The sequence below is a fragment of the Thermococcus sp. M36 genome, assembly GCF_012027355.1.
Taxonomy (GTDB): Archaea; Methanobacteriota_B; Thermococci; order Thermococcales; family Thermococcaceae; genus Thermococcus.
In genome coordinates, this window is sequence record NZ_SNUH01000001.1 from 1,255,611 (window position 1) to 1,280,537 (window position 24,927).

General features: G+C 52.3%; 31 protein-coding genes. 12 read left to right on the top strand and 19 right to left on the bottom strand.

What is annotated here, in order from left to right; all coding sequences use genetic code 11:
* Window positions 1–6 precede the first annotated feature (6 nt).
* A complete protein-coding gene (locus tag E3E36_RS06935; protein WP_167894505.1) occupies window positions 7–453 on the bottom strand; it encodes a hypothetical protein in 447 nt (148 codons plus the stop codon).
* 59 nt (window positions 454–512) lie between these two features.
* Between E3E36_RS06935 and E3E36_RS06940 the strand changes: the two genes are divergently transcribed.
* Both E3E36_RS06940 and E3E36_RS06945 read left to right on the top strand, forming a co-directional pair.
* Window positions 513–1,196 (top strand): DUF4152 family protein, encoded by a 684-nt coding sequence (locus tag E3E36_RS06940; RefSeq protein WP_167894506.1) that lies wholly within the window; start codon window positions 513–515, stop codon window positions 1,194–1,196.
* 36 nt (window positions 1,197–1,232) lie between these two features.
* Complete coding sequence (locus tag E3E36_RS06945; RefSeq protein ID WP_206203491.1) at window positions 1,233–1,598, top strand: hypothetical protein; 366 nt, start codon at window positions 1,233–1,235, stop codon at window positions 1,596–1,598.
* Here E3E36_RS06945 and iorA read toward each other — a convergent pair.
* The 3 genes from iorA to E3E36_RS06960 all read right to left on the bottom strand — a co-directional run bounded on the left by iorA (window position 1,595) and on the right by E3E36_RS06960 (window position 4,129).
* On the bottom strand, window positions 1,595–3,511 hold the full coding sequence (iorA, locus tag E3E36_RS06950; protein ID WP_206203492.1) for an indolepyruvate ferredoxin oxidoreductase subunit alpha: 1,917 nt from the start codon (window positions 3,509–3,511) through the stop codon (window positions 1,595–1,597). The genes E3E36_RS06945 and iorA overlap by 4 nt on opposite strands.
* Before the next feature lie 73 nt (window positions 3,512–3,584).
* Window positions 3,585–3,863: a hypothetical protein gene (locus E3E36_RS06955; protein WP_167894508.1), complete on the bottom strand. Its 279-nt coding sequence runs from the start codon at window positions 3,861–3,863 to the stop codon at window positions 3,585–3,587.
* 5 nt (window positions 3,864–3,868) lie between these two features.
* Window positions 3,869–4,129 carry a hypothetical protein gene (locus E3E36_RS06960; RefSeq protein WP_342764385.1) on the bottom strand — a complete coding sequence of 87 codons (261 nt, stop codon included), beginning with the start codon at window positions 4,127–4,129 and terminating at the stop codon, window positions 3,869–3,871.
* An 84-nt stretch (window positions 4,130–4,213) separates the two neighbouring features.
* Between E3E36_RS06960 and E3E36_RS06965 the strand changes: the two genes are divergently transcribed.
* Both E3E36_RS06965 and E3E36_RS06970 read left to right on the top strand, forming a co-directional pair.
* On the top strand, window positions 4,214–4,501 hold the full coding sequence (locus E3E36_RS06965; protein WP_167894871.1) for a hypothetical protein: 288 nt from the start codon (window positions 4,214–4,216) through the stop codon (window positions 4,499–4,501).
* A 16-nt stretch (window positions 4,502–4,517) separates the two neighbouring features.
* Window positions 4,518–4,844 carry a nucleotide pyrophosphohydrolase gene (locus tag E3E36_RS06970; RefSeq protein ID WP_167894509.1) on the top strand — a complete coding sequence of 109 codons (327 nt, stop codon included), beginning with the start codon at window positions 4,518–4,520 and terminating at the stop codon, window positions 4,842–4,844.
* Window positions 4,845–4,997: 153 nt separating this feature from the next.
* Here the strand turns inward: E3E36_RS06970 and E3E36_RS06980 are convergent, their stop codons facing one another.
* From E3E36_RS06980 to E3E36_RS07015, 8 genes are all read right to left on the bottom strand, one after another.
* Entirely contained in the window at window positions 4,998–5,342 is a 345-nt protein-coding gene (locus E3E36_RS06980) for a hypothetical protein (protein WP_167894511.1), read from the bottom strand.
* A gap of 38 nt (window positions 5,343–5,380) precedes the next feature.
* The gene (locus E3E36_RS06985; protein WP_240911781.1) at window positions 5,381–6,247 is read right to left on the bottom strand and encodes a hypothetical protein; all 867 of its coding nucleotides are present in this window, start codon (window positions 6,245–6,247) and stop codon (window positions 5,381–5,383) included.
* A gap of 70 nt (window positions 6,248–6,317) precedes the next feature.
* Window positions 6,318–7,298, bottom strand: coding sequence for a hypothetical protein (locus tag E3E36_RS06990; protein WP_167894513.1), 981 nt, complete (start codon window positions 7,296–7,298; stop codon window positions 6,318–6,320).
* Window positions 7,299–7,484: 186 nt separating this feature from the next.
* On the bottom strand, window positions 7,485–8,432 hold the full coding sequence (locus E3E36_RS06995) for a hypothetical protein (RefSeq protein WP_167894514.1): 948 nt from the start codon (window positions 8,430–8,432) through the stop codon (window positions 7,485–7,487).
* A gap of 4 nt (window positions 8,433–8,436) precedes the next feature.
* Entirely contained in the window at window positions 8,437–9,132 is a 696-nt protein-coding gene (locus E3E36_RS07000) for a CGP-CTERM sorting domain-containing protein (RefSeq protein ID WP_167894515.1), read from the bottom strand.
* Window positions 9,133–9,167: 35 nt separating this feature from the next.
* Window positions 9,168–9,818 carry a CGP-CTERM sorting domain-containing protein gene (locus E3E36_RS07005; RefSeq protein ID WP_167894516.1) on the bottom strand — a complete coding sequence of 217 codons (651 nt, stop codon included), beginning with the start codon at window positions 9,816–9,818 and terminating at the stop codon, window positions 9,168–9,170.
* A gap of 1 nt (window position 9,819) precedes the next feature.
* Window positions 9,820–13,683 (bottom strand): lamin tail domain-containing protein, encoded by a 3,864-nt coding sequence (locus E3E36_RS07010; RefSeq protein ID WP_167894517.1) that lies wholly within the window; start codon window positions 13,681–13,683, stop codon window positions 9,820–9,822.
* 324 nt (window positions 13,684–14,007) lie between these two features.
* A complete protein-coding gene (locus tag E3E36_RS07015; protein ID WP_167894872.1) occupies window positions 14,008–14,454 on the bottom strand; it encodes an HIT family protein in 447 nt (148 codons plus the stop codon).
* Between the two features lie 56 nt (window positions 14,455–14,510).
* On the opposite strand from E3E36_RS07015, the gene E3E36_RS07020 reads away from it, so the two are divergent.
* The 6 genes from E3E36_RS07020 (at window position 14,511) to rrp42 (ending at window position 18,638) form a co-directional block, all read left to right on the top strand.
* Complete coding sequence (locus tag E3E36_RS07020) at window positions 14,511–14,732, top strand: hypothetical protein (protein ID WP_167894518.1); 222 nt, start codon at window positions 14,511–14,513, stop codon at window positions 14,730–14,732.
* Between the two features lie 77 nt (window positions 14,733–14,809).
* A complete protein-coding gene (gene psmA, locus E3E36_RS07025; RefSeq protein ID WP_167894519.1) occupies window positions 14,810–15,592 on the top strand; it encodes an archaeal proteasome endopeptidase complex subunit alpha in 783 nt (260 codons plus the stop codon).
* Window positions 15,593–15,603: 11 nt separating this feature from the next.
* Window positions 15,604–16,314 carry a ribosome assembly factor SBDS gene (locus E3E36_RS07030; RefSeq protein ID WP_167894520.1) on the top strand — a complete coding sequence of 237 codons (711 nt, stop codon included), beginning with the start codon at window positions 15,604–15,606 and terminating at the stop codon, window positions 16,312–16,314.
* A complete protein-coding gene (rrp4, locus tag E3E36_RS07035) occupies window positions 16,311–17,081 on the top strand; it encodes an exosome complex RNA-binding protein Rrp4 (RefSeq protein WP_167894521.1) in 771 nt (256 codons plus the stop codon). The genes E3E36_RS07030 and rrp4 overlap by 4 nt, the downstream gene beginning before the upstream one ends.
* Window positions 17,078–17,827 (top strand): exosome complex exonuclease Rrp41, encoded by a 750-nt coding sequence (gene rrp41 / locus E3E36_RS07040; protein ID WP_167894522.1) that lies wholly within the window; start codon window positions 17,078–17,080, stop codon window positions 17,825–17,827. The genes rrp4 and rrp41 overlap by 4 nt, the downstream gene beginning before the upstream one ends.
* Before the next feature lies 1 nt (window position 17,828).
* The gene (rrp42, locus tag E3E36_RS07045) at window positions 17,829–18,638 is read left to right on the top strand and encodes an exosome complex protein Rrp42 (RefSeq protein ID WP_167894523.1); all 810 of its coding nucleotides are present in this window, start codon (window positions 17,829–17,831) and stop codon (window positions 18,636–18,638) included.
* A 7-nt stretch (window positions 18,639–18,645) separates the two neighbouring features.
* On the opposite strand, the gene E3E36_RS07050 is transcribed toward rrp42, so the two are convergent.
* Entirely contained in the window at window positions 18,646–19,059 is a 414-nt protein-coding gene (locus E3E36_RS07050; RefSeq protein ID WP_167894524.1) for a hypothetical protein, read from the bottom strand.
* Between the two features lie 161 nt (window positions 19,060–19,220).
* On the opposite strand from E3E36_RS07050, the gene E3E36_RS07055 reads away from it, so the two are divergent.
* Both E3E36_RS07055 and E3E36_RS07060 read left to right on the top strand, forming a co-directional pair.
* A complete protein-coding gene (locus E3E36_RS07055) occupies window positions 19,221–19,616 on the top strand; it encodes a cell division protein SepF (protein ID WP_167894525.1) in 396 nt (131 codons plus the stop codon).
* Window positions 19,617–19,686: 70 nt separating this feature from the next.
* Window positions 19,687–20,316: a ZPR1 zinc finger domain-containing protein gene (locus tag E3E36_RS07060; protein WP_167894873.1), complete on the top strand. Its 630-nt coding sequence runs from the start codon at window positions 19,687–19,689 to the stop codon at window positions 20,314–20,316.
* A gap of 2 nt (window positions 20,317–20,318) precedes the next feature.
* On the opposite strand, the gene E3E36_RS07065 is transcribed toward E3E36_RS07060, so the two are convergent.
* From E3E36_RS07065 to E3E36_RS07090, 6 genes are all read right to left on the bottom strand, one after another.
* On the bottom strand, window positions 20,319–20,843 hold the full coding sequence (locus E3E36_RS07065) for an ASCH domain-containing protein (RefSeq protein ID WP_167894526.1): 525 nt from the start codon (window positions 20,841–20,843) through the stop codon (window positions 20,319–20,321).
* A gap of 47 nt (window positions 20,844–20,890) precedes the next feature.
* Window positions 20,891–21,892 carry a homoserine dehydrogenase gene (locus E3E36_RS07070; RefSeq protein WP_167894874.1) on the bottom strand — a complete coding sequence of 334 codons (1,002 nt, stop codon included), beginning with the start codon at window positions 21,890–21,892 and terminating at the stop codon, window positions 20,891–20,893.
* Between the two features lie 44 nt (window positions 21,893–21,936).
* Entirely contained in the window at window positions 21,937–22,782 is an 846-nt protein-coding gene (locus tag E3E36_RS07075) for a CBS domain-containing protein (RefSeq protein WP_167894875.1), read from the bottom strand.
* Window positions 22,783–22,866: 84 nt separating this feature from the next.
* Window positions 22,867–24,072: a sodium ion-translocating decarboxylase subunit beta gene (locus E3E36_RS07080; RefSeq protein WP_167894527.1), complete on the bottom strand. Its 1,206-nt coding sequence runs from the start codon at window positions 24,070–24,072 to the stop codon at window positions 22,867–22,869.
* Between the two features lie 6 nt (window positions 24,073–24,078).
* Window positions 24,079–24,537 (bottom strand): acetyl-CoA carboxylase biotin carboxyl carrier protein subunit, encoded by a 459-nt coding sequence (locus tag E3E36_RS07085; RefSeq protein ID WP_167894528.1) that lies wholly within the window; start codon window positions 24,535–24,537, stop codon window positions 24,079–24,081.
* A 2-nt stretch (window positions 24,538–24,539) separates the two neighbouring features.
* Window positions 24,540–24,920 (bottom strand): OadG family protein, encoded by a 381-nt coding sequence (locus E3E36_RS07090; protein ID WP_167894876.1) that lies wholly within the window; start codon window positions 24,918–24,920, stop codon window positions 24,540–24,542.
* Between the last annotated feature and the right edge of the window lie 7 nt (window positions 24,921–24,927).

Genomic DNA, 24,927 nt, shown 5'->3' on the forward strand with positions numbered 1-24,927 from the left:
TGAGGTTTAGATACTGACCCCCCAGTCCCATGGGCGGACGAGCCTTGATGAAATAAGCCTCTTCCCCGCCCCTGTGCATTCCTCTGTAACGTCCTCCAGTGTCTTGGCGAGTCCCGGGCCGCCGTGAACCGTGACCAAGACGACCGCTTTCCCGAACCGGAACGTTATGTATACTACGCCCCCGTCCCTTACCTCCACGCCCTCCGGTGCGCCCGTTATCAGGAAAGCACCCCTCTCCCCTCTGCGGTTCCAGATGGAAGTGATCTCCAGCGCCCCATTGGTGTAGAAGATGTTCATGAACGGTAGGCCATCCTCCGGTGTGAGGGGGTACTTTTTTCTGAGATACATGATTGCCTTTCCCCTCGCGGTTCCAACGAATATGGAGCCGCAGAGGTCATCAATGTATGAACCCAAAGCTTCATAAACCATATCGCCAGACTCACCCACTGTCATCACCCTTATTATATACTTTAGAGGAGTATATTGGTAATTGCTCGTTAACGGTGATTTGCATGAGGATCGTTGCGGCAGATACAGGCGGCGCGCTGCTGACCGAGGACTACGAGCCGGTCGGGCTTATAGCGACTGCAGCTGTGCTGGTCGAAAAGCCCTACAGAACCGCCGCGCTGAGCCTCGCTAGGTACGCTGACCCATTCAGTTACGACATGAGCGGCAGGCAGGCGATAAAAGATGAAGCCTATCTTGCGGTCGAGCTGGCGAGGGAGGTTAAACCTGACGTGATCCACCTCGACTCGACCATAGGCGGGATTGAGGTCAGGAAGCTCGACGAGCCGACGATAGATGCACTCACGATAACAGACAAGGGTAAGGAAGTCTGGAAAGACCTGGCCAAGGACCTGCGGCCACTGGCAAAGAGATTCTGGGAGGAGACTGGAATAGAGATAATCGCGATAGGCAAGTCCAGCGTCCCGGTGAGGATAGCGGAGATCTACTCCGGCCTCTACACCACAAAGTGGGCTATTGACTACGCCAGAGAGAACGGCAGGGCTGTCGTTGGCCTCCCAAGGTATATGAAAGTCGAGATACGCTCCGGGAAAATCTATGGCGAGAGCCTTGACCCCCGCGAGGGCGGCCTTTTCGGGGAAATCGAGGCAAACACGGAGGGAATCGGCTGGGAGCTCTACCCGAATCCCCTCGTCAGGCGCTTCATGGTGCTTGAAGTGTGGAGGGAGTGAGGGCAAAAACTTAAAAGCGTTACATGCATACTTTTATTGAGGGTAACAATGGAGCCTTGGCCCGCCATTATTTACACCCTCCTGATGCTGGTTCCCGTTGGGATATCATCGGTAATGGCCAGCGGGCTTTACTGGTTCTTCCATGACCCCTTTTCCCGCCCGGGGAGCCCAGATTACCTCGGCCCTGACAACTGGGCGAGGATAAGGAACGGGGCGGTGCGGCTTTTCCTGCCGTTCTCTACACTCATCTGGCTGCTGTCATTGGTGAACTTTGAGCTTGGCTTGGCGATTGGATTCTTCCTAGTTGTCGTTTACGTGGCTATATTCTACGCGATAATCTCGGACGAGGTTGAGGACGCGAGAAGGGAAAGAAAAAGTGGCTGGCGTTACGGCTGGTATTAGTCCAGCTCGCTCGGGAACTTTATCGCATCGAACGGGCAGAGCTGGTTGCAGACGCCACAGCCGGTACATAGCAGGTTGTCTATCTTCACCTTGTTCGTCTCTGGGTCGTAAACGAGCGCCGGACAGCCGGTTAAGAGGATGCAGGCCTTGCAGCCGGTGCACTTCTCTTCGACGACGAGCGGTATCTCGCCTATCTCACCGCGCCTTATGACCGGGATGACACACTCTTGCTTCGCTATTATTACCGCTGGCCCTTCAACCTTCATGGCCTCTTTGATGGCTTCCCTTGTGGCCTTTAGGTCATAAGGGTCAACGGTCTTGACGTATTTGACTCCCAAAGCTTTGACGAGGGCCTCGATGTCTATCTCGTTGAACCTCCTGCCGGTTTCACTGCCTCCGGTTCCGGGGTGAGGCTGGTGGCCGGTCATTGCGGTGGTTCTGTTGTCGAGTATCATGACCAGAATGTTCAGGTTCTTGTAGACAGCATCGACCAGCGGCTGGATTCCGTTGTGGAAGAAGGTCGAGTCGCCGATGGTGGCTATCACCTTCTTGTTCAGCGCCACACTCTGACCGTTGGCCAGACTTATGCTCGCGCCCATAACGTACTCCGTCCAGATGGCTTCAAGCGGCGGGAGGAGCGACAGTGCATAACAGCCTATGTCGCCGTGAATCGGGACGCTGTATCTTCCGAGCTTCAAATCCCTCAAAGCGTCGAGGGCGGCGCGGTAGCTTCCCCTGTGCGGACAGCCGGGGCACATCACCGGGGGCCTCTTCGGGGCGAGGCTTTCGGCGTATTTAACTTCCTCGGGCTTCTCGTAGGTCTCGCCCTCTTCGCCCATCAGCCTCAGAAGGGCGTTCCTCACAAGGGAAGGCGTCAGCTCGCCCTCAAGCGGGAAGTGGCCGGTCCTCTTGCCATAGATTGGCACACTCAGTCCGGCCTCGTAGGCCGCTATCTTAACTTCCTCTTCAAGGAACGGGGCACCGTCCTCTATAACCACCGCGAACTCCACGCTCTTGAGGAACTCAACCACGAGCCTCCTCGGGAGCGGGTGGGGGGTTGAGAGCTTGAGGACTTTGAAATCTCCCTTTATCTTTGGCAGAACCTCGCGCACATAGTTGTAGGGCGCTCCCTCGACGATTATTCCAATTCTCGCGTCTTCCTTACCCTTGACCCAGTTGAAGGGCATCGAGCTGAACTCCTCCTCTATCTTCGCCAGCGTCTCGTTGAGCCACTTGTGCCTCTTCCTGTTGCCCTCCATGCTGGCTCTAACATAGCGCTCTATGTCCTTCTTGAAAACCGGCTTCCTGTTGAGCTCTACGAACTCTCCGACTTCCACATCTGCCGTCGTGTGGTTGACCCTTGTCGTCGTCCTGAATATCACGGGGACTTTATACCTCTCGCTCAGCTCGTAGGCGTAGATGATTAAATCGTGAGCCTCCTGCGGATCGGCGGGCTCAAGAACCGGGAGGAGTGAGATTTTTCCATAATACCTGTCGTCCTGCTCGGTCTGAGAAGTGTGCGGCCCAGGGTCGTCGGCGACGAGGATGACCAAACCACCCTCAACGCCGGAATATGCCAAACTCATGAGCGGGTCGGCCGCGACGTTTAAACCGACACACTTCATAGTAACGAGCGCCCTAAGGCCAGTGTATGCAACGCCGGCCGCTTCCTCAAGGGCTACCTTCTCGTTGGGCGCCCACTCGGCAAAAACCTCCGGCTTGAGATGCGCTATGGTCTCGATTACCTCCGTTGAAGGAGTTCCGGGGTAGCCGGTCGCAAAAGATATTCCGCTCTCAAGGGCGCCGTATGCTATTGCCTCGTTGCCCATGAGAAGTTTTTTCTCGCGCTTATTGGCCTTGAATTCGGTTGAATCAGAAGGATAATCCTTAACCGCTTCCACAATGACCACCATAGGCTATCGGTGTCGGGGGTTAAAACTCTATGCTCAGAAACATCCCAGGTTTTGCTGAAAAATTTTCGAAAAATTAGGTTTTTCGTTTGCCCTTTTTGTCGTAGTACACCTCGTTGTGGGTGCGGAACCACGTCCTGGTTATTGTCTCCGAGCGCCATTCCCTGGGTGCCATTATGAAGAGAACCCCAAGGATGAACGCCACCACGGTGATAACGCCGGCAACCGGTGCGTAATCTGAGAAGCCCCAGAACATGATGAGAAACGGAACACTGATAATCCCGACCACGATGGAGGCGAAGAGCACCGTGAGGAGCTTGTATCCGTACCTCTCCATAAACAGGCCCAAATCCATCTTCTTCACCTCTTGGGTCGGTCATCGTAGAAGTACTTTGCGTGAGCCTGCGCTTGGGCGTCCATTACGCGTCTCTTAACTGTGAAAGCATAGGCAAATAGAAACACAATGAGAATAGCTGCCGCGAAGTATCCGAGGAAGCGGAACATCAGGTAGAATGATGCCAGGAGTGTCCCTATTATCACTAGAAAGACCGCGCCGAAAATCCCGAAGAGTATCTTGTATCCATACCTCTCCATGAAGAGGTCGAAATCCACCCTCACCACCGTATAAAATTCTGTCCAACCGGGCGTAAAAAGCTTTCGGGAGAGGCTTAAATACCCCGGCGCGTAGGTTATGACGTGGTGAAGATGAAGGTCGGGGAGCTTATCGAGCTGGTCGACGAGACCATAGCTAACCTGAAGATAGCGATAATCGCGAACCAGAACAGAGCCTTTGAGAGCCCGCACACGAGCTATGAGTTCACCCAGCGCGCTTTAGAGCTTCAGGAGGATTTAGATGACCTCATGAAGGCGCGGGAGATGCTATCTAAACTTGATCCAGAAAGCGAAGCCGAAGAGCACTTTCCAAGGGAGGAACTTGAGGAATTTCTGAGGCTCCTGGAGCTTCTCAGAGATGCCGAACCGCACGCCTTCTAATTCCCGGGGTGGTGGCATGGACTTCAGGGAGCTTGAGGAGAGGGTCGTCGCCTTCCGCGAGGCGAGGGGATGGGCTAAGTATCACACACCCAAAAACCTCGCCATCTCGGCAGCGGTTGAGCTCGGCGAACTTTTGGAGCACTTCCAGTGGGAGAGTGATGGAGAGATACTCGAGGCCGTCAGTGATCCAGGGAAGAAAGAGGCGATAGCCGACGAGATAGCCGACGTCGTGATTTACCTCACGCTCCTCGCCCACGAGCTCGGGATAGACCTCGACGAGGCACTTGAGCGGAAGCTGAGGAAGAACGGGGAGAAGTATCCGGCCGAGAAAATTGAAGAATAGGCTTTTATTTTTCATCTGAGGATCGGACTCCTGTGTTGTTTTTGTGGAGGGCCAGTGCGGGGATTAGCGCCAATCCGATTAGCACTCCAGGGCCGCAGGTTTTCTCGTCTTCCTGTTTTGTGGTGGTCGTTGGTGGCATGATGTAGTCGCCTTTCAGCTCGCAGATCGGTCCTTCCCATTCGCAGGTGGGGTTTTCGGGGTTGTAGCATTTGAGTTTAACCCACTCCTCTGCTCCTGGCTTGCCCTCTGGAATCCCGTCACCAGCTTCTTAAGGTAATCCTCGTTGGCGTTCCAGCCAACGGCAACGGTGAGCTTGATTCCGAGTACGTCGGGCTTCGCCGGATCCTTCCCGATGAACAGCTCAACGCTGTTGGGAACGCCGTCTCCGTCGTAGTCGCCGTAAGCGTCCTTCTGAATGAAACCTTCATGTTCGTTCAGATCGCCTATGCCGGATCCATCTGAGGGATCCAACTTTTTCAGGATTCTCTTTCTTTTCATTTCTAGCCCCTTGCTTTTTTGTTCTCTGGATTATTTGTTCATCTCATCCAGCAGGGTATTCCATATTCTGTTTTCTCTACTGTTCCGTTGCTGTGAATTGTAATTTTATACACCGTTCTGCACTTCCCAAGTTCCTCGGCGATGCTCCAGGGATCTGGGTTAAGGATAATTTCATTATTCATTACGAGGATACCCCACGCTGACTCAAAGTACTGGGAAACATTGGTCGGAATGTCTGCGTTTCCAATAGGAGGGGAATTGAGCCCTGGGATGTAACCATTGACAATTCCGACAGGATATTCTATTTCCAGGAAGTCATGAGTGCTGTTGTGAGGTAAGATTTTCAGGACAAAGGCCGAGAGACATTTATCCTTTGAGGGAAAGATGAGGTAGCCTCCAGTAACGTTAGTATGCCCCAGTCTCACGAGTTCCCAGCTTTCTCCGAGGGTAGCTCTGCACTTTGGGCAGATGGTTACAAATCCTTGGCAGGGGACAGAATTCTGTATCAGTTCCTCAAAAGAGTTTCCTTTAAAGACCTTTACTGTGCCGTTGGATTTTACTATCACTCCCTCTTTAACATGCTCAAGATTCTCGACGCTTTTTGCTTTAAATGATATGGGTGAATAGTCGGCGTACGTTTTAACGCTTCTGACGTGGTGTTCCACCTCTGGGATTATGTTTCCTCTCAGCTTGAGAATATGAAGTGTTAGGTCTCCGTTCTGATACACTACCAGCCTCCACTCGTTCTCGTGGTGTTGCATGAGGACTATCCCTTTGGTAACTCCTGCATTGTTTAGAACACAGGAGGGCGTATTGAAGCAGGAGGTAATCTCATACCGTTCCCAGAATACCCAGGAAAACAATAGAAAAAAGATCAGGAAAAACGCAAGGGCTGTCTTCTTCATTCCCAACCCACCCCCATAAAGTAGCCAACTCCGGTGTACGGGCCAGTTTTTGGTATGTGTTTATCGTGTTTCACGGCCAGTAACCACCCCATTCTTTTAGTTTTTCCTGGTAGAGGTGTTTCAGATCCTCTCTGTCCACGAAGAAGTAGTAGCATTTTGAGATATAGACGCAATCTGACCAGGAGTGGCTGCATGAGCATTCATTGTCTGCTCTGCATTCACAGAAAAAGCTCTTTGGACACGGAAAGGCCTCATACCCTCTTGCTTTTGCCCCTTCCCCTGTTAGCCATACCTCTTGATACGTGTATGTTTCGCTGTTGAGTTTTTCAAGAACGCTGGAATACTGAGTGACGTTGAATTCTGAATAGCCAACGGCAGGAATATTGAGTGAAATCTTAACCGAAGGCGAATAATGGATGGTCATTAAGTCGGAGGAACTGTTTTTGGATTCTATTGTTATCCAGACCCCATTAACGTTGGATCCGGCGGGTAGGATAAGGATATGGTCGAGATATTTGGGGGATCCATTTATGGCCTTTCTAAGTCCGACACGGAATTCGTGATAGCCGATTCCAATGGCGTACTTGTAGGGATGACCACTGGCAAGTATTCTCTCCCCTTCCACACCAGTCGAGCTTAGATTCCCAAAACGGATAACCGAACACTCCACGACGGATGAGCAGAGTGACAGATTAAGTTGCTTTAGTGTGTTTTCAGGGATTACGAAATTGGAGTAGTCTATCGGTGTTTGGTATGTTTCAACGCGTAAGTCTTTCAGTTCATCACATTTAGATACTGTATAAATTTTCAATTCTCTTGGCTTATAGAAGACGAACTGCCATTTTATTGTGTCCCGGACTCTGGTTCCATAGACTCCAATTAGATTGTACTCATCACTAAATTGGTGGACGTATTCTTTGTACACATCATATCCGTTTAGGTAATCTATCTCAGATTCCCTGTCACTGCTGGATGAAGGATACTCTCTTGAAATTATTAGGACTCCAAGAATTAAAAGAATTAAGAGGGTAAGGATTGACGTCTTTCTCATGTATTCACCTCCAAGTAATATCCGACTCCAGTATATGGGCCGACTTTGGGCACATATTGAGTGATATCTGTATCCAGGTCAACTTTAATAGTGGCATTAATGCTAACTGTGTATATCGAGTTTTCTAAGCTCACAATGGAAATCATAAACTACTTGGCTTTGCTCTCTGGAAGTCCAGTTCACCCATCATCTCGTCCTGCACGCTCCCTTTGTGTTCCCGTCGTTCACTTCAAAGTCGCAGTCCAGGGTTTCTATTTTTATCGTGCCGTTTGCCAGTTCATAGTATACGTAAGGCTGTCCTAGAATTAATTTAAGTCCCGAAAACTCGGGAGATGCCAGTCTTTTGATTATCGTTGAAATACTCTGGGAGTAGTTTTCCAGCGACGTCAGTTTGTACGGGAGCCGTGGGGTGTATCCCCTTAGTACTGCCCCAGGGTAAACTACAGTAATAACGTCATTTGTTTGATTGAACTGAGTTCTGATGATTATAGTTGGAGATACTAAATCTCCAATTTTCTCGTCGGGGAGTATTAAAACTCCTCCATATACCATTGGACTTTTGGATTCTGCCAGAATCAGCCGTTTGAATTCCGTGAAATTAGTTAAGGTGATGTTAATGGATCCGATGCTGGATGTCCATTGGTTTCTAAAGAATACATAAACCCCCGGTTTGCTGGTATGGTTTTCAGGAGGGTTCGAAAGGCTCACGCCGAGACTGGAGTAGTCGATAGGGGTTTGATATGTTTTGGAAACAACATGCCATCTTTTCTGTCCCTCTTCCTGTGCGATGTAGGTGTCTACTTTCATGAGCTCGCCCTTTTGCTTTGAATAAAACACGAACGTCCATTGCGGTGCTTTTCCATCGCCAAACGTTGAATCATTGCAAAAACAGGGGGACGACATTGGGTGAACATCGCAGAGAATCTGCTGGCAGTTTTCAGAACCGTAGACAAGGATAAGCCCGGCATCGCTGGCCCAGCTCTGCACTGCTGGCATAACCTTCGATGTGTAAATTTCAGTGGGGTATGCTGGGCGGGGCGTGATTCCCGTTTTTTCTGAGCTCTGAGTTAGGTAGTACCCACCGATGATTGCCGAGAAAATGAGAAATAACAAAACAAAGGCAACTCGATTCATGGGTTCACCTCTTCTTCTGTTTTATGAGTAGGGGAACCAACACTAATCCAACTAACAACGCTGGTCCGCAGATTTTGTTTTTCTCTGTTGTTTGTGGTGGTGTACCTATGGGAGGTCTGCCAGGATACATTTTGAATACTGGTTTCCCCCATGTGCAAGTTACGTTATCATCATTCCTATGACATTTGAAGGTGATATATTCGTCGCATTCCCCAGAGCCTTCGCAGGCGAAGGTGTTTAATGTGATTTTCACCTGGTTTGACGTAATTACTGCGCTCCATCTTGATATTGAGCTGTTCCAATAACCTTTTTTCCACTCTCCAGCGGGGAATTTTCCAGTGATGTTTGGCAGATAATTCACAACGCCCCACTGGTATTCCTTGAGGACCTTTGAGAGGTTCCAGTCTGTTATGTTGAAGGGTTTTGGGTTTCCGTGTTTGAGGAAGAAGCCTTCCTTCCATTTTCCTCCTTCGTAATATTTGTTGAATGTATAGGTTTCGTTGTATTCGTAGCCTATGTTAATCCAGGTTATGGAAGAGTCGTTGAAGGGATTCCACGGTGGGACTCCAGTAAGACTGTACCCTTCAATGTTGACGTAGTAAATGGGCTTATCAATCAAACCTTCCCAAACGCTCACCGCACTGGCGAAAGACGAAGACGCAAAAAGAACAAAAATCAAAAACAACGCCCTCTTTCTCATCGCATCTCCCCCAGCGAGCAATCATACAGTTTGGCTCACTTTTTTCTCTTCACAAGTGTTGAAATCAGTGTTAATGCCACGAACAGAGCGGGACCGCATAGTCTCTTCCCCTCACTGGAGGAGGTCGTTGTTTCACTACCCGTTTCAGTGTATCTCATGTCCATTCCACAGTCTGGTGGCACCTGTGACATTACTTTACAGTTTGTTGCGTTTGTACTGCAATTAATATCCAAAATCAGCAAACAACCGTGTGCCTCGCAGTCGCTACAGTGGAACTGAAGTTTAATCCCTTTACTCCAGATTTTTCCGTTCATTTTCTCAAAGCTTCCCTTCCATTTCGCTCCATAGGGATCGTGTGCTGTCGTGTTTTTTGTGACGTTCTCCAAATTGCTCCAGTTAATGTCACTGATCGAGAAGAGCGTTAAGTTTTTTGCCGGAATGAATTCTCTTCTGCTCTTGTTTCCAGTTATCATCATCTTGAGGTCATGAGTCCCGTTGTAAGGTTTAATTATGGTCAGGTTATCAACCATAAACCACTTTTCTGGCGTGCAGTTTGAGTGACATTCGAAGGTCACCAGTTTTACCCTTTCGTTAGCCGGCAGGTAGTTGAAGAGATTGACTTTTCCGGCCGAAACGAGCGGGAGGAGAAAAAGGAAGAGCAAAGCCAAAGTCCAATACTTCTCCACCTTAACTCACCTCCACCATAAGGTAATAGCCAACACCAGTGTACGGGCCGGTTTTTGGCATGTAGTTCCGGGGGAAATCGCTGTCTTCCTTGTTGTCAAAGTCAAGATCCAATATCAAGCCTGCATTCATTGGATGTCCTACGTATGCTGCCCATCCATTCGATGACTCTATTACTAAGGTCTGATTTCTTGAGAGGAGTGCAAATACTGTTTTCCATGCCGACATTGGGCTGACGCTTTTGTCTCCGTTAATACTGTACACAAGGTCTCCCCACTGGCTGGTTGTGAAGTCTTCCCATGAATCAACATACCATCCATAGGCTCTGTATATGTTTACGAGAGTGTTCTGTAGACTGTACAGTTGAGCGTTGAACCATTCGTATTCATCGGGAGTGCTGAATTCAGTAAATTCATATGAGGACTCCATTATGGTGGGTAGCACTCTGAAGGTAATACCGCGCTTGGAGAGTTCAGCTGTAATGTTATCATATCCTATCACTTCCAGCTTTCCCTTCGGAATGTAAAAAATTCTCTTGGTGTAATATTCATCAGCAACTGCAAATACGAAATGTCCCAGCTCATGTGCAATGGGGCGGTAATATAATTTTCCATCCGGGTATTGCCCGTTAAAAGTTTCAAAGAGCTTCACATACTCTGAAAATCTGTTAGGGTCTCTATTAATCCATCCCCAGTACCACCCTATGGGAGCTGTTACTGATCCGTTGGTACCGGGATAAATCCGTACCATTGAGTTCTCCCACTCTTCACTGCCCACCTGCACGTTGTTCTTTATGCTAATCTCTGTTATCATTGCATACCCGTCGGTGTAGTCGTAGATAACCTGACTCGCCCTCTGGAAGCCCTTGACGAGCTGGGTAAGATAAGTCTGACTGGCGTTCCAACCGACGGCCACGGTAAGTTTAATGCCGAGAACATCTGGCTTTGTCGGATTCTTTCCAATGAACAGCTCCACCGCGTTCGGAACTCCATCACCGTCGTAGTCGCCGTAAGCGTCCTTTTCAATGAGACCCTCGTAGATTGCTGGGTCCTCAGCCCAGAACCCGTCTGTTGGATCGAACCTCTCCGTGATTCCCTGTTTTTCCAGTTCTTTATTCAGCTCAAGTTCTCTGTAAAATGGAATTCCATCGTCGTCGTTCAGTTTGATGAGGAACCATATTTCAGCGTCGTCCTCGTCGATGTCCTCCGATGTTGCAACGACGTCAAAGGTCAGCGAGCTTGTCTCAGTTGAGGTTTCTGAACTTGAAACTGACTCGGTGCTGAGGGTTTTAACATCCCCGGTTTCGTTCCTGAAGATTAACGTTGCCTCATACCTGGCCTTCTTTCCGATTCCGGCCGTTGCATTGATTGTGAGGTTGCTCACGTTGGCGTCTTTGTCCACCCCTTCCGTGGAGGTTGCACTCACTTCATCGTTCAGCTTCATTGTCTTCACTTCGGCGTTCCGCTTGTTGATGATGAGGACCCTCTTCTGGGTTCCATCTGGGAGTGAGAGTGTGAAGAGCACGGCCTCTTCCGGGTTTGTGTACTGGTAGAGGGCTCCGCTCTGGTAGTCCTTGAGTTCCAAGGACTCTATCCCGTCCCAGCCCTTAACGTCGGTGATGTTTACAACGCTTAGATCGTAGCCAAGAGCCTCAAGCTCGTCGTAGTACTTGGAGAAAGGTTCGGCATCGTATTCTCCGCCGTTCGTGTAGTCCTCTGTGGAGTCGTCGGCACCGCTCAGGTGGCCGTAACCGAAGTAATCTTTATGGTCGTTTATGTAATCGTCGCCCCACCACGTGCCGTTCTTAAGGCTGAAGAAGAGCCTGGCAACTTTTCCATCCTCATTGTCTCCCGGTCTTGGGGAAATATCCATAATCTCGTCTGGATTGTCTATTATAAACCCTGAATCCCTGTCCACGAGTTTGAGGTCTATCTCAACGGTCTCAACGTTATCGGGTGGGTTGAACTTCAGAACCGCCACGGCCTCTTTCTGAATGTTCTCGAAGAGGTCGTTTGTCAGCATTACCATGTTCTCGACGTCTTGGGTGTTGTCGGGGAGGTCTTCTTTTAGGGTTTGTGTGATTGAGCCGGCTTTGAAAGTGGCCTCAATGCGGAAGTCAACGTTCCAGTCTTGGTCATCGTCCTCGGCGGGATCTAGGGCCCTCGCTCTGAAGAGGTACAGCTCAATTACGGCATCCCTCAACGGGTCAAAGTCTTTGGGGTCAATTACCCCATCCCCGTCGGTATCCTTGCTGTACGGGTTCGTGCCGTATTCAAGCTCAAGGCCGTTGCACCATCCGTCTTTATCGCTGTCGGTGACTACTGTTAGGACCTTTGTTATGGTTTCTCCCGTCATTCCGTATTGATCTGTTGGTGTAAACTCCACGGTGACGTTCTCACGGCAGTTGGTGTGGTTGTATATGGGTGCGAGGGGGAACTCATATGGAACACCCGAGGATAGGTCACTGCGAGTGAAGCTGAATCTTCCAATAACGTTCACCTTAACGTCTACTAAGTCCCCCTCCGAATCGTAAACTTGGATCGTTCCATTACTCCACTCGTTTGCGTACACCCATGAAGGCAGCTGGACACTTTCTATCCTCGGAGGTGTGTTGGGCCTGAAGTACAGCGTGCTCGCCCACTGGGAGTAGAGCACTGTCCCAGATTCATCATAAAGCTTTATCTCCACTTTGTGGAATTCTTTTTCGGGGTTGCTCCACTGTAGGTCAAACCCCCACTTTTCATAAACGTAGCTGGTTACGGTGTCTACCTCAACGCCATCAACGAAGAGCTTCAGAATGATGTCCTTTCTCTCTCCAGCTGGATTGACGACATCAACGTGGAATTCCGCCGGATAACCCTCGACCAGGTCGTTGTGGGTTACTTCCGCTATGTACGGTTTTGAAGCCGAGACTGTGAACGTTATAGACTTTGAAGAAACTTCTCCACCGTACTGCGGGACAAACTTGACGGTCAGAACGTGGGTTCCAGACGTTGCTTTCCAGACGTCATACATTTTGTAGTACCATATGTGGTATTTCCATACGGTTTCTGTGGAGCTTTTTACGAGTTTTCCGTCTATGTAAACTTCTATCGTCCCAGTTCCATCGAGGGCACCCCTGTTGTCGAGGACTATGGTTAAATCCATGTAATTGCCCTCTCTGAGCGGGTTTGGATAGTAGGATATTCCCTCCACAGTTATCTCGGGTGATGCCGAGTAGGAGTACATGCCGGCAAAATATCCCTTGTCATCGATGAGGTAAACCGTGTCTCCATCGTTGTTTAGAATGGCGTTGTAAGGGGAGCTGGCAACTGGTATCCTCACAACTGCCCCCGGAGGTATATTAATGGAGAACCTAACCACGTGGTCTTTTCCATACGAATCTATACAGTCGTCCCTCGGGATTGTGTTGTTTATCCAGCAGCTCGGGTTGTTATAAGCGTATTCGTCCATTATGTACCAGCCCAGTAAACTTACAGTTGAAAGGCCTGGGTTGTGGAGGAAAACGTACTCCCCGCTCCCATCGTTGGTGAGGTAGTCAACGTCCTCAATGTGAACGGCATAGGATATTGTCAGGGGCTCAACAGTGAAGGCTTCCTCTAGGGATTCCTCTGAGGCTTTCCCGTTTTTCATTTGATGCACCAGTTGGAGCGCCTGCCTGGGATTTCTCCAACGGTATGTTTTTATGGCAACAGGGTTAATTCCGTCGTACCACCAGATTTCGAATATCAGGTCAGTCCCGTTCCATTGGGCGTTTTTGATTTTCATTGTGTCAGAGACTGTTATTTCACCGTTGAGCGTCCCGTTTAGCATGGCCTCTATAAGGGTTAACAGTGCTTCTTTTTCTTCTTCCGTTGCATTGGGCAATACCTTTAGGTAGCCCTCAAAGAACGGGTTGATAACGCCCCCCCCTGTAGCGATGCGTTTCTTTTACTGAGGCTCCCGTTGGAAGTCCTCCAAGAATTAGCAATATGCCCAATAGTAACACACATACCCTTCTGTTCATTGCCATCACCCAACAATGGGGCTTAAGCAATTAAGTTTGAATAAAAAAGTAAAAAAGCTTTTCGAATGATTTAAAATTTTGTCACTCAAAGTGATTACTTCTATGAAAGCCCGCTTTTGGGAACACTGTAACTGGAAAATTGACTTTTTTCTTCTTCAAGCCTCGCCCTTCAGGACATGTAGAGGTCAGTTAAACGCTTTCCTGAGCCTTTCGATTTCTTCCGCGCTAAGCCTGTTCTTCTCCCACCGCTCTCTCAAGTTCAAGTTCTCGTCTTCCAGATCGAGGACCGCCTTTCTGACGCCGCCGCGCGGGTGAGCGCAGTCCCCTTCCCAGCGCGGAATCACATGGACGTGCAGGTGCGGGACAGTCTGGCCAGCGGCCCTGCCCAGGTTCATTCCAACGTTGAACCCGTCCGGCTTCAGGGTCTCCCTCAGCTTCTCCATCGCCAGCTCCATGCCCTTCATCAGGGCAACTTTCTCCTCTTCCCTTAGCTCCCACCAGCTCTCCACGTGCCTCCTCGGGACAACGAGCAGATGCCCCCTGTTCGCCGGGTAGGAGTCGAGGAGGATTCTGATCAGCCCGTCCTCGTAGAGCACTACCTCTTTCTTCAGCCTGCAGAACGGGCACTCCATCGTCAACACCAAAGGCTTAAAACCGGTTCGGAATAAAAAGCCCTCGGTGGGGCAGGATGGAGGAAAACCTTGAGGTAATGAACAAAACCTACCGGAAGTTCCTCGCGTTTGGCATGGGTTTTCTGCTGGTGGCCTTTGCCCTGATGATAGTTCAGCCCTTCGGGAGAAACGTTTCCCTGCTCCTGGCGGTGATACTTTTCGTGGTTGGTTTCATTCCCCTTGAGTTTGCCAGGAGGATAGCGAGAAGGATGGCGCTGGTGGCGCTGAGGGGTGAATAGAAAAGCTTAATTAACCGCCGCCCGAATTAAGTGAAGAGGGTAGAGGGAATTACGATAATCCATAGAGGTGATGTAAAATGGCGTTTGTACCGCCACAGGCCGGTTACGACAGGGCTATTACGGTTTTCAGCCCTGACGGGAGGCTCTTCCAGGTTAACTACGCTAGGGAGGCAGTGAAGCGCGGAGCGACTGCAGTGGGTGTCAAGTGGAAAGACGGTGTTGTCCTCGCGGTTGAGAAGAGGATAACTAGCAAGCTCATTGAGCCGAGCAGCTACGAGAAAATATTCCAGATCGACGACCACATAGCGGCCGCCCCGAGCGGCATAATAGCCGACGCCCGTGTTCTAGTTGACAGGGCCAGGCTGGAGGCCCAGGTTTACCGCTTGACCTACGGCGAACCGGTTCCGCTCACCGTCTTGGTGAAGAAGATATGCGACCTCAAGCAGGCCCACACCCAGTACGGCGGTGTGAGGCCCTTTGGAGCGGCCCTTCTTATGGCTGGCGTTAACAACAAGCCGGAGCTATACGAGACCGACCCGAGCGGGGCCTACTTCGAGTGGAAAGCGGTCGCCATAGGTAGCGGAAGGAACGTTGCGATGGCTATCTTCGAGGAGCACTACAGAGATGACCTCGACATGGAGGGCGCGATAAAGCTCGCGGTCCTGGCCCTTGCAAAGACCCTGGAGGAGCCGAGCGCCGAGGGCATAGAGGTCGCCTACATAACAACCAGAGACAAGCGCTGGAAGAAGCTCTCAAGAGATGACGTCGAGAAGTACCTTGCCGAAGTCCTCGAAGAGGTCAGGGAAGAGGAAGTTGAGGAGAGGGAAGAGGACTACTCCGAACTCGACCAGAACTACTGAGGTGACGGGCGATGCCCATAAGCGTTGATAAAGCCGTCATCGCCCGTCTGAAGACGCACGGCGAGACGTTTGAGATACTGGTGGACCCGTACCTGGCGAGGGACTTCAAGGAGGGCAAGGACGTTCCCATAGAGGAGATCCTCGCCACCCCCTACGTTTTCAAGGACGCCCACAAGGGCGACAAGGCCAGCGAGCACGAGATGGAGAAGATATTCGGTACGAGCGATCCCTACGAGGTGGCAAAGATAATCCTTAGGAAGGGGGACGTCCAGCTCACCGCCGAGCAGAGGAAGCAGATGCTTGAGGACAAGAGGCGCTACATAGCGACGGTGATTCACAGGCACGCTGTGGATCCAAGAACCGGCTATCCTCACCCTGTTGACAGGATTCTCCGCGCCATGGAAGAGGCAGGCGTCCACATTGACCTCTTCAAGGACGCCGAGGCTCAGGTTCCGGGCGTTATAAAGGCCATAAGGCCGCTCCTTCCGATAAAGCTTGAGATGAAAGTGATAGCCGTCAAAATACCGGGTGACTACGTTGGCAGGGCCTACGGGGAAGTACGGAAGTTTGGAACCATAAAAAGGGAGGAGTGGGCCAGCGACGGCTCGTGGATGTTCCTCATTGAGATCCCGGGAGGAGTTGAGGGGGAGTTTTATGAGAAGCTCAACGCCCTTACCAAGGGCAGTGCGGTAACTAAACTGATAGAGAGGAAGGGACTATGAGGCGGATTTTCGTAAAGAGTAGGGAACTGGTCGTCCCTGGGACTCTGCTTGCCCAGGGGCCTTTTAAGAACGGAAGAGGGACTTTCAGGGAAGGCAACAGGATATACTCCACCGTAGTGGGCCTTGTTGAGATACGGGGAGATGCCATAAGGGTAATCCCCCTTGAAGGCCCGTACATACCAGAGGTGGGAGACAACGTCATAGGCAAGATAATAGACGTCAAGTTCTCCAGCTGGACGGTTGATATAGGTGCCCCGTACCAGGCGAGCCTGCGTGTTCAGGACGCTGTCGAGGAGCGCATAGACATACTGAAGACCGACCTGAGGAAGATATACGACATCGGCGACATCATCTACGCCAGGATCAAGGCATACAACGAAATAAACCAGATAGACCTCATCACAAAAGGTATGCCTTTCAGGGGCGGTCCCCTGAGGGGAGGACAGATAGTCAGGATAACCCCATCCAAAGTTCCCAGGCTTATCGGTAAGGGGGGCTCAATGATAAACCTCATCAAGAAACTGACCAGCACAAGGATAATCGTTGGCCAGAACGGCTGGGTCTGGGTCAGCGGAAAGAACGACGAGCTGGAGAGGCTCGCCATTGAGGCCATACTGAAGGTGGACAGGGAAAGCCACACTCAGGGCCTCACCGACCGCGTTAAGGAGCTTCTGATCATGAGGCTTCAAGAGCTCAAGGAAAGGGGGATCATTGAAGAGGTGCCCCGGGTTGAGGAACCTACTGCTGAAGAGGGTGAAGGAGAATGATGGGCAAACCAGAGGGGTTGAAGCTCATAGACGAGAACGGTAGAAGGATAGATGGTAGGAAAAAGTATGAACTCAGGCCTATCAAGATGGAAGTTGGCGTCCTCAAAAATGCTGACGGTTCCGCTTATGTTGAGTGGGGGAAGAACAGGATCCTCGCTGCCGTTTACGGGCCGAGGGAAATCCACCCCAAGCACCTCCAGAGGCCGGACAGGGCGATACTCCGCGTGAGGTATAACATGGCCCCGTTCAGCGTTGAGGAGAGGAAAAAGCCCGGCCCGGACAGAAGGAGCGTCGAGATAAGCAAGGTCATAAAGGGGGCCCTGGAGCCGGCTCTCATACTTGAGATGTTCCCTAGGACTGCCATAGACGTCTTCATAGAGGTTCTTCAGGCTGACGCGGGGACGAGGGTTGCCGGCATAACGGCCGCATCGCTGGCTCTGGCTGACGCTGGAGTGCCCATGAAAGACCTGGTCGCCGCCTGCGCCGCTGGAAAGATCGAGGGCGAGATAGTTCTCGACCTCAACAAGGATGAGGACAACTACGGCGAGGCGGACGTGCCGGTTGCGATAATGCCCCTCAAAAATGACATAACACTCCTCCAGATGGACGGCTACCTGAGCCGGGACGAGTTCCTGGAGGCCGTGAGGCTGGCAATAAAGGGTGCCAAGGCGGTCTACCAGAAGCAGCGCGAGGCACTGAAGGTCAAGTACCTCAAAATAGCGGAGGAGGTCGGTGGAGGTGAGTGAGATGGAAGTGATGGCAGGAATAATGCGCGATCACATACTCGCGCTCCTCAAGGACAGCAAGCGTGTCGACGGTCGCGGTCTTGAGGACTACAGGGACCTCGAGATAAAGGTCAACGTCATCGAAAAGGCCGAGGGCTCGGCGTGGGTCAGGCTTGGCAACACCCAGGTTCTCGTGGGTATAAAGATCGAGATGGGTGAGCCGTTCCCTGACCTTCCCGAGAAGGGAGTCATAACAACAAATGTTGAGCTTGTCCCGCTCGCCTCGCCGAGCTTTGAGCCCGGCCCACCGGACGAGAACGCTATCGAACTCGCCCGTGTAGTTGACAGGGGCATCAGGGAGAGCCAGGCGGTAGAGCTTGAAAAGCTCGTCATAGTTCCCGGCAAGCTCGTAAGGGTGGTCTTTATAGACGTCCACGTTCTCGATCACGACGGCAACCTGCTCGACGCGAGCGGGATTGGGGCAATAGCAGCACTGCTTAGCGCGAAGATGCCCAAGGTGCAGTACGACGAGGAAACAGGTGAAGTCCAGATACTCGACGAGTACGAGCCCCTGCCGGTGAGCAAGGTGCCCATCCCGGTGACCATAGCCAAGATCGGCCAGAATCTCCTTGTTGACCCGAACCTCGACGAGGAGCGCGTTATGGACGGCAGGATAACCATAACCACCGATGAGAACGGCATGATTTCGTCCGTTCAGAAGAGCGAGGGAGGGAGCTTCAAGCTGGAAGAAGTCATGTACGCCGTTGACCTGGCGCTCAGGAAGGCGGCAGAGGTAAGGGAGAAGGTTCTTGAGGCCGTTAAGGCCGGGTGAACTTCCCCTATTTTTGTTCAAATCCTCTGAGGTTCACCTTCGTGGTTAGGTATGCGAGGACAGTCCCAAACCCCCATGCCGCCAGAAGCGTTAGTTTTTCTTCTTTGGGGGTTGCCAGCAGGAACGAGAAGTATGCTGAAATAGAGAGCCTTATTCCCCACCTTTCTTTGGGGGTTGCCCTTGAGAACTCGTCCATACTGGAAGAGAAAGCATCGTGGATGAGCTCGTAGCTAAAAACAAGTGCCAGTGTCAGCAGGAAGTAGAGTATCACTGCCCCGTAAAACTTGGATGATAACGCCGTCTCGATCCCTGGATGTGGAAAGAGGAACCTTCCGGCACATAGGAGGGAATATGCCGCGATCTGCTTCATGAATTTTCTGTTCCTCACAACTTCGCGGGGTGGAACCGTCTCCGGAAGCATGCGGTCTTTACGATCTGAAGGGATATAAACTTTTTGAGTTCTAAAAGTCCCCAGGTATGCGGCATCGGGGGTTTCAGTGCGATTCCATTTGATTTCAGAAAGAGATATAAACACCAATGCCCAAATTAATCCAGCCTTACGATTAACTGGGGGGAATCGTCATGGGATTGTTTGACAGCCTTAAAAAGAAGAGCGAAAAGCCCAGGAGGAAGCCGCCTGCGGTCATTAAAAAGGATGTTGCTCCCAGGCATGACATCGATGTCGTCCCTCTTGAGGAGGATGTTCTTGCTAAGGAGATAGTTAAGCCCCAGATTAGGTACCTCAAGAAAATCGTCGTCACCAGCTATGCAGACCTTGAGCGCATATCGGAGGAGCTTCAGAACGGCAATATACTGCTGGTGGATCTCACTCCCCTTGAAGTCAAGCCGGACGTCCTTGAGAAGGTGGCTGAGCAGATTAAGGGCATAGTCAGCGCCCTCGACGGTCAGGCCGCTAAAATCTGCAAGCACGAGATAAAACTCATCCTCGTTCCGTCGGACATAAGGATAGCCAAGTGACGGCCTTTCTTTTCTCGCCCTTACCATGATTTTATAAAGGGTCCATGTGCTCTATTTTTCGGTGGTGAGAATGGTGGGTAGCGGTGAGAATGCAAACCTTGAAGGCATCCAGGTCATTCCGCTCGGTGACTGCCCTATCTGCGGGGGAAAGGGGACCCTCAAGGTTCTCCAGCATGTCCACGACATCCCCTACTTCGGGAAGGTCATGGAGAGCACGATAATCTGCGAGAAATGCGGGTATAGAAACGCTGACGTCATGATGCTCGAAGACAGGCCACCGAAGCTCTACACAGTTAGAGTCGAGGAGGAGAGGGATCTCTTCACCCGCGTTGTCAGGAGCAAGAGCGGAACCATCGAGCTGGACGAGATAGGCGTCAAGATAGAGCCAGGCCCTGCGGCGGAGGGCTTCGTCAGCAACGTGGAGGGAGTCCTTGAGAGGGTCAGGGAGACCATTCTAATGGCCAGGCATTTCAGGGAGCAGGAGGGGGACGAGGAGGCCGTGAGACGGGCGGACGAGATACTGAAGTATATCGAGGAGGTTAAGGCAGGGAAAAAACCCCTTACTGTCAGGATAATGGATCCCCTGGGGAACAGCGCCCTGGTAGGTGACAAGGTAAAGAGCCGGCTCCTGACGAAGGAGGAAATAGACTCACTGAGCCTCGGGCCGTACGTTAAGGTCGAGCCGGAGAACGAACGCTGAGGTCAGAGATAGATGGCCTCCCTCGCCAGGAGGTCCTCTATCAGGTTCTTGACCCACTCCTTTCTCGTCTTTCTTGACAGGTGTATTATGCCCTCGACTTGGACCCCGTAGCGCTCCCTCATCTCCTCCCTGCTCATCGGCTCTTTGAAGAGGAAAGGCCTCTCTATTGTGAAGGCGTAGCCGTAGTCCTTTATGTACTCCCCCAGCCACTTCTTCCCGTTTTCGCCGTGAACCAGCGTTAGACCGCTCGTATCTTTCGTCATTTCCCAGAGCGTGTTGAGGTCTGCCTTCATGACCTCCCCCACCTCAAAGCCCCCCGCTATCGTCCCCCGCTTTGTCAGCGTCTGCTCCTCATGGAGGCCGAGCCTTCTGAGCGTGTCGCGGAGCTCATAAGGATTTCCGCGGGCGACGTAGAGGAAAACGGTATCCCCCTCACCGAATGCTCTAGCCTTCCTCAGCTCTACCGTCTTCAGCCCCCGGAATATCAGCTCCGCGTAGACTTGGTGGAGCGCTATTACATGTTCCATCCTCTCACCAGCGCTAAGGCCATCCGCTGGGATTAAAAAAGTTTAGGTCAGAGCCGTAGGGATGCCTTTATGATGTCGCTCACCACGCCGCTGGCGGTCTCCTTCAGTCCGGCCCCCGCCCCTTTGATGAGCAGTTCTCCGAGCAGGTCGGTCTTTATTACCGCGGCGTTCTCGTGACTCCCAACCGCTAGAGGGCTTTCAAGGGGTACCTCCTTAGGTTCAACTGTGACCTCTCCCCTCTCCACCGTCGCGACGAGCCTTACCGTCTTTCCCTTCGCCCTCGCCCTCCGGACTTCATCCGGGGTCACTTCGGCTATGCCCCTCACACGGACCTCGTCGAAGGTTACCGGCGAGAAGGCGACGCAGTGAAGTATCGTTGCTTTGTACCCCGCGTCTATCCCGAGGATATCTCCGCTCGGGTCTCTCTCGGCTATCCCGAGAGCCTGGGCCTCTCTGAGGGCATCCTCGAAGTTCAGCCCCACCTCCATCCTGCTGAGGATGAACGTCGTGGTTGCGTTGAGGACGGCATCAATTCTCTCGACAGCGTCCCCCAGCAGGTTCTCGCGGAGGAGGCCTATCACCGGCGTCCCAGCCATCACAGTTGCCTCGAACAGGTAGGGGACGTCTCTCCTCTCCGCCTCCTTGGTCAGCTCGGCGTAGTGGAAAGCCAGAGGAGGCTTGTTGCTTGTAATGACCCCCTTCCCCTCCCTCAGGGCCGCAAGGTGCCACCTCCAGGCGTTCCTGTCGTTGGTAACGTCTATAACGACGTCGGCGTCGATCTCCCTAACCGCTTCGTCGGGTGTGAAGTTGTAGACCTCGTAGTCGTTCGTCCATGCCGATAGCTTTCCGAAGTTCTCCCTGATTATGAGTGCCTCCCTGAGGTCTATGCCCTCGGGAAGCCAGACGACCCCGCTGGTATCGGCTATGCTTACGACCTTGAATTCCACACCGTATTTCTCGCGGAAGAACACTCCCTTCTCCAGCAAAACCCGTGAGACGGCCTTTCCAACGTTCCCAAAACCAAAGAGCGAGAGTTTTATCTCCTTCACAGACACCACCACTTAAGAATGGAAGAAGAGGGACTTAAAAACGCTCACTTATTGAGTATAACCCTTATGATGTCCATATCCCTGATGATGCCCACCAGCTCGCCCTCGCCCCTGATGACTGGGAGCTGCTCGATGTGGTACTGCACCATCTTCTGGGCGACGTCGTAGACGCTCATGTGCGGCGTCGCAACGACGAGATCCCGGTTCATTATCTCTGCCACCGGCTTCTTGGGGAGCTGGAGCTCTGCCTTCTCAAAGAGGAGCGTCGGGTTGCTCTCGAGTATCCAGTCCTCCTCGCTCGACGCGGAAAGTGCAGTCTGCCTCATGACCCTTATGACCTCACTGTCCTTGAGCAGGTCAGTTTCGTCGACCATCCCCACGAGGTTCCCGTCGTCATCTATAACGGGAATGGCCATTGCATTGCAGAGCAGGAGTGCCTTGAGGGCTGCCTTGAGGGGAGTGCCCTGCCAGACGAGCCCGACGTTTTTCTGGTAGTACTTCTCTATCGTGACATTCTTCAGCTTCTCGTTTTTGGCCAGGTAGCGCCTCACGATGTCCCCCACTGTGAGTATGCCCAGAACCCTGTTCTCGTCGTCAACAACAACGACGCGCCTGTAGTCCATTTCAAGCATTGCCCGAACAGCTTTTTTGAGGTCATCGTTGGGCCTGACTGTGGGGACCTCCCTCCGTATCAGCATCGCGAGCTGCTCCTCGTCCGGACGGAGCAGAACCCTCTTTATGCTTATTATCCCAACGAGGGCTTTTGTGTTCTTGTTGATGACCGGGAATGACCTTACCTTATGCTTTTTGAAGAGTTCAAGGGCGTACTCCCTCGTTGCAGGGAGTTCCACCACAACTGGATCCGGAGTCATAAGGGTCTTCACACGCATTTCCCTCACCACCGCTTTAAGTTAAAGGGCCCTTCTCCTATTTTAAGCTTTTCATTAAAGAATTGACAAAAAAGTTGGTGGGCATCAGCCCAGAACGGAGAGCAGAACCCCTGCCGCGACTGCCGTACCTATCACCCCAGCGACGTTCGGTCCCATGGCGTGCATCAGGAGGAAGTTTCCGGGATCCTCCTCGCTGGCCATCCTCTGGACGACGCGCGCGCTCATAGGCACGGCCGAGACTCCCGCGGCACCTATCATCGGGTTTATCTTGCCTCCGGAGAGCTTCATCATGAGCTTTCCGAGGAGCACTCCTCCGGCCGTGGCGCTGGCAAAGGCGACTATTCCGAGTCCAAGGATCATGAGGGTCTGTGCTGTGAGGAAGCTGTCAGCACGCATGGTTGAGCCGACGCCTAGTCCGAGGAAAATTGTGACTATGTTCATGAGTTCCTCCTGGGCTGCTTTGCTGAGCCTCTCGACGACGCCGCTCTCCCTGAAGAGGTTTCCTATCATGAGCATCCCGACGAGCGGTGCGGCCGTGGGGACGAGGAGGGCTATGACTATCATGCTGACGATCGGGAAGAGTATCTTCTCCCTCTTTGAGACCGGCCTGAGCTGCTCCATGCGTATTCTCCTCTCCTCCCTGGTGGTTAGTGCCCTGATGACCGGCGGCTGGATCAGGGGGACAAGGCTCATGTAGCTGTATGCGGCAACTGCCGTCGCACCCAGGATGTGCGGCGCGAGCTTCGTTGTGAGGTATATCGTCGTCGGTCCATCGGCGCCACCGATGATACCTATCGAAGCCGCCTCGGGGAGTGTGAACCCGAGGGCAATAGCAGTCAGCATGGCGATAAAAACACCTATCTGGGCCGCGGCCCCGAGGAGGGCCGTTTTGGGGTCGGCTATCATCGGCCCGAAGTCGGTCATTGCCCCGAGGCCGAAGAATATCAGGAGCGGCACTATCTCCGTCTTAATGAGCAGGTAGTATATCAGGTCAAAGAGCCCGGGCGGGCCGTACTGCTGGTTGAGATATGCCATGGTGCTGAATATGTTATCCTCCATCCCCGCAGGGAGCTGGGGTGCCACCGGCCAGTTGACGAGGTGGCTCAGCGGGAGGTTTACCAGAACCGCGCTGATGCCTATCGGGAGGAGGAGCAGCGGCTCCATCTCGTATCTGACGGCCAGGTATACGAGGGCCAGGCCGACGGCTATCATTATTACGTTCCCAAGGGTGAGGTTGAGGAGCCCCATGTGTTCGAAGAAGTCTATTATGGCCTGCTCCAGTCCAGCCATCACACATCACCCGAGTTCTATTAGTGTTTGTCCGGTGTCTACGGTGTCGCCTTCTTTGACTAGGATTTTCTTTACGACTCCGTCCTTTGGTGCTGGTATCTCGTTCTCCATTTTCATTGCTTCGAGGATTAGGAGTCCCTGTCCGGTTTTGACGTTCTCGCCTTCTTTGACAAGGATCTTGAGGATTTTGCCGGGCATTGGGGCAGTGACGACACCCTCCCCAGCAACTGGAGCTGGAGCCGCAGGTGCACTTGGAACCGGCGCAGGGGATGGGGCCGAAGCGGCGGCCGGGGCAACCGGGGCCTGGACAGGAGCTGTGCTGAGGGCGCTCACGTCTATCCCGAGCCCCGTGGCCTCCACGGTGTAGGTTTTGTCCTCGAAGCTGACCTTGAACCTTCCTCCTGGGAGTTCTTCAACATCCACCTCGTACTCAACACCGTCAACGATGACCCTAACCTTTGCCATTTTTACCACTTCCCTATTCCGTAGTTGAAGTCCTCAACCTCTTCCATTGATGACTGGACGCCGTAAAGGCGCCAGGCGTCTGAAACTTTCCTCCTGAACGGCAGGGGTCTGAGCTGTGAGGCCCTTTCCGCGGTGTATGCCAGCACCGCCGCGGTTATGATTGCGAGGTCCCTCGGGGGTATGGCGGGTTTCTCTTCCGCTGTCTCTCCGGCCTCTTTCGGGGCTGGAGCAGGCTCCCAGGCCTCTTCCCTCTCTATCAACCTCCTCTCCAGCCAGCCGACGAAGTGGAGCACCAAAGCTAAAATTGTGAGGACGGCGAAGACCACCGTCACTCCGAGGGCCGTTATGTTGAGGCCCTCTATGAACTCGGCCGCAGACACCATCATTCAC